Raw genomic sequence first — 223 nt, 5'->3', positions numbered from 1 at the left:
ACAATATGAGGAACAAGAACAACAATATGAACAAAATCCATACACACCCCTACAAAATCAAGAACAACAATTTCAACAAAACGCATACGACACACGTCCAAATTATGAATATCCTCAAAATCCATATGTAGCACCACAAAATCAAGAACAACAATTCCAACAAAACCCATACCCAACTCAACCACAACAACCGCAATACCAACAACAAATGTATCAACCAAAC

Annotated in this window: 1 pseudogene; it reads left to right on the top strand. The window is 35.9% G+C overall.

What is annotated here, in order from left to right:
- Nucleotides 1-223 (top strand): annotated as a pseudogene (locus tag MR079_RS28955) (hypothetical protein); the annotation flags it as partial.

The sequence above is a fragment of the Bacillus cereus group sp. BfR-BA-01381 genome, assembly GCF_022663555.1.
Classification (GTDB): domain Bacteria; phylum Bacillota; class Bacilli; order Bacillales; family Bacillaceae_G; genus Bacillus_A; species Bacillus_A pacificus.
Note: the sequence above shows the minus strand (reverse complement) of the source record. Positions and strands in the feature narration are given on the sequence as shown.